The organism is Pseudomonas sp. BP11-1-1 (assembly GCF_052112105.1).
In the GTDB taxonomy this organism is placed as follows: Bacteria; Pseudomonadota; Gammaproteobacteria; order Pseudomonadales; family Pseudomonadaceae; genus Aquipseudomonas; species Aquipseudomonas alvandae.
Genome location: NZ_JAUTYU010000022.1, coordinates 25,651 through 40,893, shown reverse-complemented (window position 1 = coordinate 40,893; position 15,243 = coordinate 25,651). Strand labels below are relative to the sequence as shown.

Here is a 15,243-nt window from a genome sequence, read left to right as displayed (position 1 = left end):
AAGGGTCAAGAAAATCCATTCGGTCGATGAACAACGATCTATGGACACTGTAGAACCCTGTGGGAGCCGAGCTTGCTCGCGATGGCGGCGATACATTCAGTATGGATGCAAGCTGACAGACCGCTATCGCGAGCAAGCTCGCTCCCACGGGTTTCGCTTCAGGGCAAACTCCTTAACTTTTTTGCTTATATCGTGCCAAAAACCCGGTGCAGGCCCTGCGCCATGACGTATCGAGTGCGCTACACTGCGCCGCTTGTGCAGATCTAAGAGTTTGAAGGACAACCATGACGTTCAAGGCCCCGGACAGCCTCGCCGAGCAAATCGCCCACCATCTCGCCGAGCGCATCATTCGCGGCGAAATGAAGCCGGGAGAGCGCATCCAGGAGCAGAAGGTCACGCTGGCGCTCAATGTCAGCCGTGGTTCGGTCCGTGAGGCCTTGCTGATCCTGGAGCGACGCCATTTGATCGCGATCCTGCCGCGCCGTGGGGCGCATGTCACCGAGTTGACCGAACACAACGTGCGTAGCCTCTGTGCGCTGATGAGCGAGCTGTACATCCTGCTGGGCAACGCCGTGGCCCATGGTTGGAAAGAACAGGCCGACATGGCACCGTTCGTCGCGATCCAGCAGCGCCTCAACGACGCCTACGCGCGTCAGGACATCCGCACCTTCGTCGATGAAAGCTTCAGCGTGATGCGCGCCGCGTATCCCTTTGCCAACAATCCATACTTGCAGGAAACCGTCGAGAACCTGCAGCCGGCCATGAGCCGCGCCTACTTCCTGGCCCTGGAGCAGCGCAAGGCTGAAATGAGCGAATTCCTCGACCTGTTCCAGCGCCTGCTCGTCGCCGTGCTGGCCCGTGATTTGCCGCAGATCCGCATCGTGCTGACGGCCTACGCCCAGCGCAGTTGCGATCTGGTGGTTTCAGCCCTGACGAAGGCCTGAACATGCGCCTCAAGTGCATCAAGCTGGCGGGGTTCAAATCCTTCGTCGATCCGACCACGGTGAACTTCCCCAGCAACATGGCGGCAGTGGTCGGGCCCAATGGCTGCGGCAAGTCGAACATCATCGATGCGGTGCGCTGGGTGATGGGCGAAAGCTCGGCCAAGAACTTGCGCGGCGAGTCGATGACTGACGTCATCTTCAATGGCTCCACCAGTCGCAAGCCGGTGAGCCAGGCGAGCATCGAGCTGGTGTTCGATAACTCTGACGGCACGCTGATTGGCGAGTACGCGGCCTACGCGGAAATTTCCATTCGGCGCAAAGTGACCCGCGACAGCCAGAACAGTTATTTCCTCAACGGCGCCAAGTGCCGACGTCGGGACATTACCGACATCTTCCTGGGTACCGGCCTGGGCCCGCGCAGCTATTCGATCATCGAACAGGGCATGATCTCCAAGCTGATCGAGGCCAAGCCCGAGGACCTGCGCAATTTCATCGAGGAAGCCGCCGGAATCTCCAAGTACAAGGAGCGGCGCCGCGAGACCGAAAACCGCATCCGTCGAACCCACGAAAACCTCGCCCGCCTGACCGACCTTCGCGAAGAACTCGAGCGCCAACTCGAACGCCTGCACCGCCAGGCCGAAGCCGCGAAGAAATACCAGGAATACAAAGGCGAGGAGCGCCAGCTCAAGGCCCAGCTATCGGCCCTGCGCTGGCAGGCGTTGGACGAGCAGGTTGGCCAGCGCGAGGCGATCATTGGCAACCAGGAAGTCAGTTTCGAAGCGCTGGTGGCCGAACAACGCAACGCCGATGCCGCCATCGAGCGCCTGCGCGATGGGCACCACGAACTGTCCGAACGCTTCAATCTGGTGCAAGGGCGTTTCTATTCGGTGGGCGGTGACATTGCCCGGGTCGAACAAAGCATCCAGCATGGTCAGCAACGCTTGCGCCAGTTGCAGGATGATTTGAAGGAAGCCGAGCGCGCGCGCCTGGAAACCGAATCGCACCTGGGCCACGACCGCACCTTGTTGCTGACCCTTGGCGAAGAACTGGAACGGCTCACCCCGGAGCAGGAACTCACCAGCGCCGCCGCCGAAGAGGCGGCCGCAGCGTTGGAGGAAGCCGAGCTGACCATGCACGGCTGGCAGGAGCAGTGGGACAGCTTCAACCTGACCTCCGCCGAGCCACGGCGCCAGGCTGAAGTCCAGCAGTCGCGCATCCAGCAATTGGAAACCAGCATGGAGCGCCTGGCCGAGCGTCAACGGCGTCAGTCCGAAGAGCGTGCATTGCTCGCGGCAGACCCGGAGGACGCCGCCATCCTGGAGCTGGGCGAGCAACTCGCCACCAGCGAAGCCACGCTCGAAGACTTGCAGGCCAGCGAAGACGCCCAGGTCGAACGCCTCGAACAACTGCGCCAAGCCTTGCAACTGGCCCTGCAGAACCAGCAACAGGCCCAGGGCGAATTGCAGCGCCTCAACGGCCGCCTGGCCTCGTTGGAAGCCTTGCAACAGGCAGCGTTGGACCCGGGCACCGGCACTGCCGAATGGCTGCGCGACCAGCATCTGGCCGAGCGTCCGCGCCTGGCCGAAGGGTTGAAGGTCGATGCCGGTTGGGAGTTGGCGGTGGAAACCGTACTGGGTGCCGACCTGCAAGCGGTGCTGGTCGATGATTTCGCCGGCTTCGACCTTTCCGGCTTCAGCCAAGGCGATCTGCGCCTGCTCAGCCCGGCCGGCGACGGCGTGCGGGTGCCGGGCAGCCTGTTGGACAAAGTCGAGGCCCAGGTCGATCTGTCGCCCTGGCTGGGGCAGGTCAAGCCAGTGGACAGCCTGGAACAGGCCTTGGCCTTGCGTGGGCAATTGGCGGCCGGCGAAAGCCTGATCAGTCGTGACGGGTATTGGGTCGGCCGGCATTTCCTGCGTGTGCGCCGGGCCAGCGAAGCGGAGAGTGGCATGCTCGCCCGCGGCCAGGAAATCCAGCGCCTGGGCGCCGAGCGCGAAGAGCGCGAGGCCAGCGTCGAAGCGCTGGAAACCGAATTGCAGAACCTGCGGGCGCAACAGCGTCAACAGGAAAACGGTCGCGAACATTTGCGTCGGCTGTTACAGGACGAAGCGCGCCAGCAGGGCGAACTCAAGGCGCAGCTGTCCGCCGGCAAGGCCAAGGTCGAACAATTGGCCCTGCGCCGCACCCGTCTGGACGAAGAAATCGCCGAGTTGGGCGAGCAGCGGGCGCTGGAACACGAGCAGATCGGCGAGGCGCGCCTGCAATTGCAGGAAGCCCTTGATGCGATGGCGCTGGATACCGAGCAGCGTGAATTACTGCTGGCCCAGCGCGACAGCCTGCGCGAACGCCTCGACCGCGTGCGCCAGGAAGCGCGCCAGCACAAGGATCATGCTCATCAACTGGCGGTACGCCTGGGCTCGCTCAAGGCGCAATACGATTCCACCCGCCAGGCCTTGGAGCGCCTGGAAATGCAGTCCGAGCGCCTGACTGAAAAGCGCGAACAGTTGAGCCTCAACCTGGAGGAGGGCGAGGCGCCGCTGGAAGAGCTGCGCCTCAAGCTTGAAGAATTGCTCGACAAACGCATGAGCGTCGACGAAGAGCTCAAGACCGCGCAGATCGCCCTGGAAGACGCCGACCGCGAATTGCGCGATGCCGAGAAGCGCCGCAGCCAGGCCGAGCAGCAATCGCAACTGATCCGTGGCCAGATGGAACAGCAACGCATGGAGTGGCAAGCCCTGACCGTGCGCCGCAAGGCCTTGCAGGACCAACTGCTGGAGGACGGCTACGACCTCAACGGCGTACTCGCGACCCTGGTGGCGGGGGCGAACGAGAAGGACGCCGAGGAAGAGCTTGAGCGCATTGCCCAGCGCATCCAGCGCCTGGGCGCGATCAACCTGGCCGCAATCGACGAATACCAGCAGCAGTCCGAGCGCAAGCGCTACCTGGATGCCCAGAACGACGATCTGGTGGAGGCGCTGGAGACCCTGGAAAACGTCATCCGCAAGATCGACAAGGAAACCCGCAACCGCTTCAAGGATACCTTTGATCAGATCAATGGCGGTTTGCAGGCACTTTTCCCAAAAGTTTTCGGTGGCGGCAGCGCCTATTTGGAACTGACGGGCGAAGATCTACTCGATACTGGGGTGACAATCATGGCGCGTCCTCCCGGCAAGAAGAACAGCACCATTCATTTGCTCTCCGGCGGTGAAAAAGCGCTGACGGCACTGGCCCTGGTCTTTGCCATTTTCAAACTGAACCCGGCGCCGTTCTGCATGCTCGACGAAGTCGACGCGCCGTTGGACGACGCCAACGTAGGCCGTTACGCACGGCTGGTGAAGGAGATGTCTGAAACAGTGCAGTTCATCTACATCACCCACAACAAGATCGCCATGGAGATGGCTGATCAACTGATGGGGGTGACCATGCATGAGCCAGGTTGTTCGCGACTGGTGGCGGTGGATGTGGAGGAGGCCATGGCCATGGTGGACGCCTGAACAAGGTTGTAGGGCTTCTACTTCGAACGCCGTAGGTGTTTTTACCCTTGGGGCTGATGTTCAATTCACAGATTGGGCACAAGCCTATGCGACAGACGGTGTAAAGTTGTCTTTGGTCGTGCTAGTTTAATGTCAATTTTTCGTGTGCGTGGGCAAAACGCCATTCAGAACATAGAGTTGGCGCCACGTTTTAAAGCGGTTTGCAAATAGCTAAGCCCCTTATTTTTCAGCATTTTTATAGAGGCACGGGATTACATGGAAATCGGTCTGCGCGAGTGGCTGATCGTCATCGGCATCATTGTCATTGCCGGTATTCTTTTCGACGGCTGGCGTCGCATGCGCGGCGGCAAGGGGAAACTCAAGTTTCGCCTGGATCGCAGCCTGTCGAACCTGCCGGATGAAGATGACAGCGCCGAACTGCTTGGCCCGCCCAGGGTGCTCGACACCCACAAGGAGCCGCAGCTGGACGAGCATGACCTGCCGTCGATGAGCGCGCCTGCACGTGAGCCACGAGAGTCGGGTTCCAAGCGCGGCAAGCGCAACAGCGAGCCTTCCCAGGGCGATTTGAACCTGAACCTGGACTTGGATGGCGGCCCGGGCTTCAGCAGCCGTGATGGCGATTTCCCGGACGAGAGCAAGCCTTCCAGCGCCGACAAGGAACAGGCCCAGGCCGAAGAAGTGCTGGTGATCAGCGTGATCTGCCGCGACCCGGCCGGCTTCAAGGGCCCGGCGCTGCTGCAGAACATCCTCGAGAGCGGCCTGCGCTTTGGCGAAATGGACATTTTCCATCGCCACGAAAGCATGGCCGGCAATGGCGAGGTGTTGTTCTCTATGGCCAACGCGGTCAAGCCTGGGGTGTTCGACCTCGACGACATCGACCACTTCAGCACCCCGGCGGTGAGCTTCTTCCTCGGCTTGCCAGGCCCTCGCCATCCCAAGCAGGCCTTTGACGTGATGGTCGCTGCGGCGCGCAAGCTGTCCCAGGAGCTCAACGGTGAATTGAAGGATGACCAGCGCAGCGTGCTGACCGCCCAGACGATCGAGCATTACCGCCAGCGCATCGTCGAATTCGAGCGCCGGGCGCTGACCCAGAAGCGCTGAGGCCAAAGATCGCTGGCTCCTACGGCAGCTCCTACGGCTCCTACGGGGCCCGCAGCGACCTAAGTATTGAGAATGAGCAGCCCAGGCTGCTCTTTTGCTTTATGAGAGAACACCATGAACGCCGTTGAAACCCGCATCCTAGAGCTGCGCGCCGAGCTGGATCAGCATAACTATCGTTACCATGTACTCGATGAACCGAGCATCCCGGACGCCGAATACGACCGCCTGTTCCACGAACTCAAGGCCCTGGAAGAGCAGCACCCGGAACTGGTGACCAGCGACTCCCCGACCCAGCGAGTCGGCAGCATGGCGCTGTCGGCGTTCAGCCAGGTGCGGCATGAGATCCCGATGCTCAGCCTGGGCAACGCGTTCGACGAAACCACCCTGCGTGAATTCGATCGGCGCGTGACAGAAGGCCTTGACCTGCCCCTGGGCGATTTGCTCGGCGGCGGTGCGGCGGTGGAATACAGTTGTGAACCGAAGCTCGATGGTTTGGCGGTCAGCCTGTTGTACCAGGACGGCATGTTGGTGCGCGGTGCCACGCGCGGTGACGGCACCACGGGCGAGGACATCAGCGTCAACGTGCGCACGGTGCGCAATATTCCCCTCAAGCTGCAGGGCAGCGGTTGGCCGCCGGTGCTGGAAGTGCGCGGCGAGGTGTACATGTCCAAGGCCGGTTTCGAGCGCCTCAATGCCACGCAACTGGAAGCGGGCGGCAAGACGTTCGCCAATCCGCGTAATGCGGCGGCGGGTAGCCTGCGCCAGCTCGACTCGAGAATCACGGCCAACCGTCCCCTTGAGTTCTGTTGCTATGGCATCGGCCAGGTGACATCGGACATCGCCGACACCCACATCGGTAACCTCAAGCAACTCAAGGCCTGGGGCATGCCCATCAGCCGTGAGCTGAAGCTGGCCCACGGCATCGACGAATGCCTGGATTACTACCGCGACATCGGCGAGCGACGCAATTCGCTGCCCTACGAAATCGACGGCGTGGTGTTCAAGGTCAACAGCATCGCCTCCCAGCGCGAGTTGGGTTTTCGTGCCCGCGAGCCGCGCTGGGCCATCGCCCATAAATTCCCCGCCAGCGAAGAACTCACCGAATTGCTCGACGTCGAGTTCCAGGTCGGCCGTACCGGTGCTGTCACACCCGTGGCGCGGCTCAAACCCGTCAAGGTGGCTGGCGTGACGGTGGCCAATGCCACGTTGCACAACATGGACGAAGTGGCGCGCCTGGGTCTGATGATCGGCGACACGGTGATCATTCGCCGCGCCGGCGACGTGATCCCGCAGGTGGTGCAAGTCGTCACCGAGCGCCGTCCGGACGATGCTCGCCCGGTGGAGGTGCCGCAGCTGTGTCCGGTTTGCGGTTCCCATGTCGAACGTACGCAACTGATCAAGCGCAGCAAGGGACGTGAGACCGTCAGCGAAGGCGCGGTGTACCGCTGCGTCGGTCGCCTGGCTTGTGGCGCGCAACTCAAGCAGGCGATCATCCATTTCGTCTCGCGGCGGGCGATGGATATCGAAGGCCTGGGCGAAAAAAGTGTCGAGCAGTTGGTGGATGAAGGGCTGGTGGGGTCGCCTGCCGACCTGTATGCGCTGACGTTCGAGCAAGTCGTCGACCTGGAAGGCTTCGCCGAGCTATCGAGCAAGAATTTGCTGGCGGCCATCGTCGACAGCAAGCAGCCGAGCCTGGCGCGCTTCATCTACGCCCTCGGCATCCCGGACGTGGGCGAGGAGACCGCCAAGGTCCTGGCCCGCTCCCTCGGTTCGCTGGAGCGCGTGCAGGCGGCGTTGCCCCAAGTGCTGACGTACCTGCCGGATGTGGGGCTGGAGGTCGCCCATGAGATCCACAGCTTCTTTGAGGACCCGCACAATCGCCAGGTCATCAAGGATCTGCTGCGCCATGGCTTGGAAATTCAGGATCAGGGCGAGTTGGGCGCGGAGTTCTCTGCCAGCACGACCCTGGGCGGCTTCCTCGACAAGCTGCACATTCCTTCAGTCGGCCCGGGCGGCGCGCAGAAACTGGCGGACAAGTTCGGTTCCCTCGAAGCAGTCATGAACGCCGACTGGCTGGACATGCGCCAGGCGCTTCCGGAAAAACAGGCCAACGCCGTGCGCGAGTTCTTCGCTGTCGCTGCCAATCGAGAGCAGGCCTTGGCCGCAGAGAAGCAACTGCAGGATTTCGGCATGCACTGGCTGAGCGAGAAAAAGGTTGTCGAAGGCTTGCCCGAAGCAGGGCACACCTGGGTATTGACCGGTTCGTTGGAGCTGATGAGTCGCGACATAGCCAAGGACAAGTTGGAGAGCCTGGGGGCCAAGGTGGCTGGTTCCGTGTCGGCAAAGACCCACTGCGTGGTGGCCGGGCCGGGGGCGGGGTCGAAGTTGACCAAGGCTAATGAGCTGGGGCTCAAGGTGCTCGACGAACAAGCGTTTGTCGACTTTCTGAAGGGCCATGGCATCCCGGTCTGAGGGCGCTCGGCTTTTGTGGTGAGGGAGCAAGCTCCCTCGCCACGGTTTATCGGCGCTATGACCCAGTGTTTTGGAACGATCATGAACCTAAGGTGATCTAGTCTTGCAGGCTCCAGGGAGAGATCGCCATGTACCGCTTCTTCGAACAATTGAGCTCGCGCATCGCCGCGCCGTTCCTCGGTGACCGGTCACGCAACAGCAAGGTCTGGCCGTGCCGTTGCGGCCAGTCATTGTTCTTTCGCAACAGCCAATGCCTGGCTTGCCTGGCGGCGCTGGGCTACCAGCCGGAGCAGAGTCGCCTATCGTCCCTCCAGCCCGGCGAGCAGCCTGATACCTGGACATTGGATGCCGACCCGCAGGCCGGGCTGTTCCGCCGCTGCGCCAATCTCGATACCCCTGCGGCCTGCAACTGGCTGCTTCCCGCCAACGGACAAGACACGCTGTGCATCGCCTGCAGCTTGAACCGCACGATTCCTGACCTGTCGCTCCCGGAAAACCCCGAGCGCTGGGGCAAGGTTGAAACGGCCAAGCGCCGTCTGGTGGCGCAGTTGATCACCCTCGGCTTGCCGGTCATTCCCAAGACTGTCGACGACAACATCGGCCTGGCCTTCGATTTCATCGGCGTCGATCCCGACGGAAAACCGCCGACGACCGGGCACGCCAGTGGGCTTATCACGCTCGATATCAAAGAAGCCGACGATGCTCATCGCGAGCACGTGCGCCAGCAGATGCACGAGCCGTATCGCACCTTGCTCGGGCACTTTCGCCACGAGGTCGGCCATTACTATTGGGATCGGTTGATTGCCAACAGTCATTGGCTGGAACCGTTTCGCGCGTTGTTCGGCGATGAACGCGCCAGTTATTCCGAAGCTTTGGAGCGGCACTACCAACAAGGTGCGCCGCTGGATTGGCAAACCCACTACGTCAGTGCCTACGCCACCATGCATCCTTGGGAGGATTGGGCCGAGACCTGGGCTCATTACCTGCACATGATGGACGCGGTGGACACGGCGCTGGGCTTCGGCATGAGTGCGCGGGAAATGGATTTCGACTATCAGCCGTTCCCGCCCGACACCCTGTTTGACCCGGGGCATGCGGGTGGCACGGCGTTCCTGTCATTCGTCAACGCCTGGATCGAACTGGCGGGCATGCTCAACGAGCTGTCGCGCAGCATGGGCCAGCCGGATTTCTACCCGTTCGTCGTGCCGGCTGCGGTGATCACCAAACTGCATTTCATCCATCTGGTGATCCAGGAGGAGGGCGGTCGGGCGGATGAGGTGTTGTTGTAAGTGTCTGTGGAGGCCGGCTGCATCCTCGTTGAATGTGCCGACGCTTTCGCGAGCAGGCTCGCTCCCACACTGGCTGGCGGTTGTCCGCAGCTCTGACGTCCGGGCACAGAACCCCTGTGGGAGCGAGCTTGCTCGCGATAGCGGCCGGTCAGCCAACGTCATGCTGAACGTGCCGACACCCTCGCAGGCAAACCGGGATCCCATAGCAAGTGCTTGAACATCTTCAGTTTTTAATCCGCCACGAACGGTTGTAACTTCTTGTCAGATAGGTACAATGGCGCGGCTCGCCGTCAGGCGGGCGTCGTTATGGTGACCCCATCGGTCCCCCCGCAACGATTACCCGTGAACCTGGTCAGATCCGGAAGGAAGCAGCCACAGCGGGAACATTGTGTGCCGGGGTGTGGCTGGTGGGGTTGCCTCCATAACGCTCCAGGCCTTCGTTCGCAAGGTTTGCCAAACTCAAAATTTCTTGTTGTTTTGCTGATCGACACTGATCGGTGCTTTCTGCTGCCCTGGTTTTCGCGGACAAGGCAGCCGAGCGCCAACAAGGAGACCGAGACGTGCCGTTGGCACCCCCTGCTTCTATTTCACTGCATCAAGGCTTGGACAGCGCCTGGTCAACCGCCACGATCAGCTTCCCAAGGTCCTTCGGGGTGGCTTTGTGAATGATGTTGAACAGGTACGCCCGCTGCTCGTCTTCGGCGCCCATGTCAGCGAAGAATGCCTTGAGCTGGACGTCCAGTGCGTCGGCAAACAGGAACAGGGCTTCGACGCTCGGAGTGTAGGCGCCGGTTTCGAAGCGGCTGATGGTTTTCGGGTCGAAACCGGTTTTTTCGCCAAGTTCAGCCTGAGTGAGCCCCGCTACTTTGCGGTAGCGTCTGATGGCCGGACCCAGACTTGAAATTCGCATCGCTTAATTCCCATTCAGAATCAAGAACTTAACGATAGATCTTCGCATTAGGCAACCGCTCGTTCCATCACCTTGCTTTGCAAAATGTGATGCGTTTCGTAGAATCGGCCTTTGGCATGGGTATTTTAGTGACCTGCTTCAGGAGCCGGTGTGCAGGAAAGACCGGGGCTCGCGCTTCTTTTGCAGCGACACAGGGCGGGGCCTGGAGCTTTTCAGGTCGCACCGCCAGCGTCCATGCTCCAGCTTTCTCAAGGTATTTGAGCCTAGTTGATTTTCGCCTCTGCGGGGGCGGTGCAACCGTGCGCGACAAACGAGCCTGACTCATGGATGACTGCTTCGATGGATAAGAAGTACCGCAGGGCTGTTGACGCCGCCGCGATCTTTTCCGAAACCGATTTGAGCGGGCGCATCACTTACGTCAATGATCAATTCTGCAGCCTGTTTGGCTACGGTCGGGATGAGTTGCTGGGGGCAGACCACCGCGTGCTCAACTCGGGCCAACATCCCAGTGAGTTCTTCAGCGCCATGTGGCGCACCATCGTCTTGGGCAAGATCTGGAAGGGCGAGATCTGTAATCGGGCCAAGGATGGGGCGTTGCATTGGGTCGATACCACCCTGGTGCCGGTGATCGACGAAGCGACAGGGAAGATCAAGCGTTATCTGGCGATTCGTTTTGACGTCAGCGAGAAGCGTCGGTTGCTGCATTCCTTGCAATGGCGTGTCGGTCACGACGTGCTCACCGGCTTGCCCAATCGCACCTATTTATCCGAACTGCTGGACCAGGCCCTGGCGTTTTCCCGGGTGGAAAACTTGCCCTTGGCCGTGTGCATGCTCGACCTCGATGGCTTCAAGGCCGTCAACGACGGGTATGGCCATGCCAGTGGCGATCGGCTGCTGGTGGAAGTCGCCAGGCGCCTGCGCAGCATCGTGCGTGGCGAAGACGTCGTGGCGCGGCTGGCCGGGGATGAGTTCGTCCTGGTGTTGCGCCATGTGCGAGGGATGGACGAATTGCATGCGGCCTTGAACCGGGTCCTGATCGCGGTTTCCATGCCTTATGTCATCGACGGCAAGGCCATCAACGTCTTTGCCAGCATCGGCGTCACGCTGTCTCCGTGGGACAACGAGGACGCCGACACGCTGCTGCGCCACGCCGACCAGGCGATGTACGTGGCCAAGCAGAGCGGTCGCAATCGCTTCCATCTGTTCGACGTTTCCAGGGACAAGGAAGTGCGGGCCACGTACCAGACCGTAGAGCGGGTGCGGCAGGCGCTGGCCGACAATGAGTTGCGGTTGCATTTTCAGCCAAAGGTCAATATGCGCGATGGTGTGGTGGTCGGGCTCGAGGCCTTGTTGCGCTGGAAGCATCCGCAGCGAGGCCTGGTGCCGCCACGGGAATTCCTGCCGTTGGTGGAGGAAACCGATCTGATCGTCGACATCGGCGAATGGGTCATGGAACAGGTATTGACCCAGCTTCAACAATGGCAACGGACGGGACCGGGCTGGCCGGTCAGCATCAATATTTCGGCGCGGCATTTTCAGCGGGCGGACTTTGTCGAGCGGCTGCGGCAGGTACTGGAACGGCATCCGGCGGTGTCGCCGCGCATGCTCGACCTGCAAATCGTCGAGTCGGTGGCCGTGGAAAACCTGGCGCATGTCAGCGCTTGCCTCCAGGCGTGCCAGGCCTTGGGCGTGGGCTTTTCCCTGGGCGGCTTCGGTACGGGGAATTGTTCGCTCAACGACCTCAAGCACCTGCGCACGCAAACCATCAAGATCGACAAGACGTTCGTGCGCGATATTCTCAATGACCGGGACGACCTGGCCTTGACCGAAGCGGTGATCGGCCTTGCCCGGGCATTTGGTCGGCAGGTGGTCGCGGAGGGATTGGACAGCCTGGAGCATGGGCAGCTCCTGTTGGACCTGGGTTGTGAAGTGGCCCAGGGTTATTTCATCGCCCGACCGATGCCCGCCAGGCAGATACCGGGCTGGGTCAAGACGTTTATTCCACCGTTCCAATGGCAGGCCCGGCCAGCCGATCAGAGCGAAGCGGCGCTGGCCTGCGACCCGTCACCGCGGCCGGTATAAAGCTGGATGATTGCGTCGATTTCCCCGGATGCCTTCATCTCCTGCAAGGTGTGCAGAATGCGTTGCACCGGGATGTTCGGGTCATTGCGCAGGTAACAGCTCAGTTGCTGTTCCTGGAGGACCGCGACTTCGTGCAATTGCCGGTCAGCGGTGTGGCGTTGGTTGAACCAGTCCAACGCCCATTGATTGCTGACCGCATAGTGATAACGTCCCGCCAGCAGCTTTGCCAGCACCTGGTCCTGGCTGCGTGCGTCGTCCCGCCGGAGATGGCCGTTGTCGAACAAAGGCTGAAGGGTAGGATACCTATAGCTGAGCACGGTGCCGATCGATTGCTGTGCCAGCGCCGCGGGGTTGATTTTCACCGGAGCGCTGGACGAGCCGACCAGTACATCGCGCTGAAAAAACAGCGGGACACTCCAAAGGTAGTCGGGCGCTTCGTGGTCCACCCAATCAGGCGAGACGTAACACCGCATGTCTATTTCACCGTGCTCCATGGCGCCATCGAGTCTCGCGCGGGAAAGCACGTGGAATTGCGCCGGCATGCCCACTCGGGTCGCCAGGCTGGTCATGATATCCGGCAGGATGCCCTGGGTTGGACGGCCCCTCTCTATCTGCACCATGGGCATGGCCCAGCCATCGGTAATGGCGAAGCGCAAGGGGACCTCTTCTGCGAAACATCCCGTTCCCAACAACAGCAAAGCCCCCATGGCCGAACGCATAAACTCTCCTGACTATACAAAAACGTGCCGACAATCGAGCTGCTCAACCTAGCTTAGCCAGATTAGACGAGCACACCGGATGCAATTTCGCCCCTGCTCCGCTAGCATTAGCCGCTTATGTTCCTTCGTTGCGACGGTTTTCGATGAGTTATCAGGTTCTTGCACGTAAATGGCGTCCGCGCTCGTTCCGCGAAATGGTCGGCCAGACCCATGTGCTCAAGGCTCTGATCAATGCCTTGGACAGCCAGCGGCTGCACCACGCCTATCTGTTCACGGGCACCCGTGGCGTGGGCAAGACCACCATCGCGCGGATCATCGCCAAGTGCCTGAACTGTGAAACCGGCATCACCTCGTCGCCCTGCGGCGAATGTTCGGTCTGCCGGGAAATCGACGAAGGCCGTTTTGTCGACCTGATCGAAATCGACGCCGCCAGCCGCACCAAGGTCGAGGACACCCGCGAACTGCTCGACAACGTGCAGTACGCGCCGAGCCGTGGGCGCTTCAAGGTCTACCTGATCGACGAAGTGCACATGCTCTCCAGCCATTCCTTCAATGCGCTGCTCAAGACCCTCGAAGAACCGCCGCCCTACGTCAAGTTCATCCTGGCGACCACCGATCCGCAGAAACTCCCTGCAACGATTCTGTCGCGGTGCTTGCAGTTCTCCCTCAAGAACATGACGCCGGAACGCGTCGTCGAGCATTTGACCCACGTGCTGGGCGTCGAGAACGTGCCGTTTGAAGACGACGCGCTGTGGCTGTTAGGCCGCGCCGCCGATGGTTCGATGCGCGACGCCATGAGCCTGACCGACCAGGCCATCGCGTTCGGCGAAGGCAAGGTCATGGCCGCCGATGTGCGGGCGATGCTTGGCACGCTTGATCACGGCCAGGTCTATGACGTCTTGCACGCATTGATCGAAGGCGATGCCAAGGCGCTGCTGGAAGCGGTGCGTCACCTGGCCGAGCAGGGCCCGGACTGGAATGGCGTGCTCTCGGAAATTCTCAACGTGCTGCACCGTGTCGCCATCGCCCAGGCCCTGCCTGATGGCGTCGACAACGGTCATGGCGACCGTGATCGCGTACTGGCCCTGGCCCAGGCGCTGCCGGCCGAGGACGTGCAGTTCTATTACCAGATGGGCCTGATCGGCCGTCGCGACCTGCCCCTGGCGCCGGACCCGCGAGGCGGTTTCGAAATGGTCTTGCTGCGGATGCTTGCGTTCCGGCCCGCCGATACGTCGGATGCGCCGAGACAAGCGCTAAAGCCAGTGGGGATCAGCCAGGCCACAGCTGATTCCGCCAAGCCAGTGGCTGCCGCGCCCGTGGTTGCGCCGGCAGCGGCTCCTGTTCCGGCAGAGGTGGCGCCTGTAGCCCAGCCGGTGCCGGCGCCTGTCGTCGCGACACCCGAGCCGGAACCTGAGCCGCGCGCCGAGGCGCTTCCCGAGCCGGTTGCCGAAGACGTTATCGACCTGCCTTGGAACGATCCGGTCGAGCCGGAAGTTGTCCAGCAACCGGCCGTCGAGCCCGTTTTGGAGATCGTTGCCGAGCAGCCTGAATTGCCGCCGATGCCCATGCCCACGCCGGACAGCGCAGTGCCTGACGCGCCGGAGTGGGTGGCTGCACCGATGCCGGAGCCAACGGTGGCCGACGTCGATGTCGCCACGCCGGGCATCGACCTGGACGACGAGCCGCCGCTGGACGAGGACTACATCGAACCGGACATGGATTCGGCCTACAGCTACCTGGATGACCTGGCCAGCGAGCATGCCGCCGAGCCGGCCCCGGAGCCCGAGCCGGAACCGGCGGCGATGCCGGCCACCGGATTGGCCCTGCAATGGCTGGAGCTGTTCCCGAAGCTGCAGATCAGCGGCATGACCGGCAGCATCGCCGCCAACTGCACGCTGATCTCGGTGGAAGGTGACCATTGGTTGCTGCACCTGGACCCGGCCCACAGCGCGCTGTTCAACGCCACCCAGCAGCGTCGCCTCAACGATGCGCTGAACCAGTACCATCAGCGCACCCTGGCGTTGACCATCGAGCTGATCAAGCCCGAGCAGGAAACGCCGGCCCAGGCCGCGTCCCGGCGCCGTGCCGACCGGCAGCGTGAAGCCGAGGAATCGATCCACAACGATCCGTTCATCCAGCAGATGATGCAACAGTTCGGCGCCGTGGTCCGTCACGATACTATCGAACCTGTCGAGGCCCCGGTCCCCCAGGGCTCATAACTGAAGGCGCCGGGCC

General features: G+C 61.7%; 9 protein-coding genes and 1 other RNA gene. 8 read left to right on the top strand and 2 right to left on the bottom strand.

Going from position 1 to position 15,243, the window contains the following annotated elements; translation table 11 throughout:
- Positions 1–284: 284 nt before the first annotated feature.
- The 6 genes from Q7C33_RS25825 to ffs all read left to right on the top strand — a co-directional run bounded on the left by Q7C33_RS25825 (position 285) and on the right by ffs (position 9,710).
- Positions 285–944, top strand: a complete 660-nt coding sequence (locus tag Q7C33_RS25825) for a GntR family transcriptional regulator (RefSeq protein WP_030140880.1) — start codon at positions 285–287, stop codon at positions 942–944.
- Between the two features lie 2 nt (positions 945–946).
- Complete coding sequence (smc, locus tag Q7C33_RS25820) at positions 947–4,435, top strand: chromosome segregation protein SMC (RefSeq protein ID WP_198797584.1); 3,489 nt, start codon at positions 947–949, stop codon at positions 4,433–4,435.
- A 255-nt stretch (positions 4,436–4,690) separates the two neighbouring features.
- A complete protein-coding gene (zipA, locus tag Q7C33_RS25815) occupies positions 4,691–5,536 on the top strand; it encodes a cell division protein ZipA (protein WP_030140882.1) in 846 nt (281 codons plus the stop codon).
- 114 nt (positions 5,537–5,650) lie between these two features.
- Positions 5,651–8,008 carry an NAD-dependent DNA ligase LigA gene (ligA, locus tag Q7C33_RS25810; protein ID WP_198797583.1) on the top strand — a complete coding sequence of 786 codons (2,358 nt, stop codon included), beginning with the start codon at positions 5,651–5,653 and terminating at the stop codon, positions 8,006–8,008.
- 128 nt (positions 8,009–8,136) lie between these two features.
- Positions 8,137–9,297: a zinc-binding metallopeptidase family protein gene (locus tag Q7C33_RS25805; protein ID WP_030140884.1), complete on the top strand. Its 1,161-nt coding sequence runs from the start codon at positions 8,137–8,139 to the stop codon at positions 9,295–9,297.
- A gap of 316 nt (positions 9,298–9,613) precedes the next feature.
- Positions 9,614–9,710, top strand: an RNA gene (ffs, locus tag Q7C33_RS25800) — signal recognition particle sRNA small type.
- A gap of 182 nt (positions 9,711–9,892) precedes the next feature.
- Here ffs and Q7C33_RS25795 read toward each other — a convergent pair.
- Complete coding sequence (locus Q7C33_RS25795) at positions 9,893–10,207, bottom strand: helix-turn-helix domain-containing protein (protein ID WP_407684352.1); 315 nt, start codon at positions 10,205–10,207, stop codon at positions 9,893–9,895.
- Between the two features lie 339 nt (positions 10,208–10,546).
- On the opposite strand from Q7C33_RS25795, the gene Q7C33_RS25790 reads away from it, so the two are divergent.
- Positions 10,547–12,289, top strand: a complete 1,743-nt coding sequence (locus Q7C33_RS25790; protein WP_198797581.1) for a putative bifunctional diguanylate cyclase/phosphodiesterase — start codon at positions 10,547–10,549, stop codon at positions 12,287–12,289.
- On the opposite strand, the gene Q7C33_RS25785 is transcribed toward Q7C33_RS25790, so the two are convergent.
- Positions 12,241–13,008: a substrate-binding periplasmic protein gene (locus Q7C33_RS25785; protein ID WP_407684351.1), complete on the bottom strand. Its 768-nt coding sequence runs from the start codon at positions 13,006–13,008 to the stop codon at positions 12,241–12,243. The genes Q7C33_RS25790 and Q7C33_RS25785 overlap by 49 nt on opposite strands.
- 143 nt (positions 13,009–13,151) lie before the next feature.
- Between Q7C33_RS25785 and dnaX the strand changes: the two genes are divergently transcribed.
- Positions 13,152–15,227 carry a DNA polymerase III subunit gamma/tau gene (dnaX, locus tag Q7C33_RS25780; protein WP_407684350.1) on the top strand — a complete coding sequence of 692 codons (2,076 nt, stop codon included), beginning with the start codon at positions 13,152–13,154 and terminating at the stop codon, positions 15,225–15,227.
- Positions 15,228–15,243 lie beyond the last annotated feature (16 nt).